Raw genomic sequence first — 260 nt, 5'->3', positions numbered from 1 at the left:
GAGGAGGTTCCCGCGGGGCTCCCACCGGGGCTCCCGGCGGAGGGCCGACGGGGGGCTGTTCCTGGGTGCCGTAGCCTCCCTGGCCCGCGTGGGCGGCCGGGGCGGCGGGTCCGGCCGGCTCGCCGTATCCGCCGCGGTCGCCGCTGCCGTATCCCGGGTACGGCGACGAACCGTGGCCCTGTGCCGTACCGGGCGCGTTCGGCGGGACCGGGGGCAGGGGGGTCGTCGGACTGCCCCCGTCCGGAGCCGGATGCTCCGGA

Origin of the sequence: Streptomyces hirsutus (genome assembly GCF_001418415.1) — a bacterium.
Classification (GTDB): Bacteria; Actinomycetota; Actinomycetes; order Streptomycetales; family Streptomycetaceae; genus Streptomyces; species Streptomyces hirsutus.
This window is presented reverse-complemented; position numbering follows the sequence as displayed.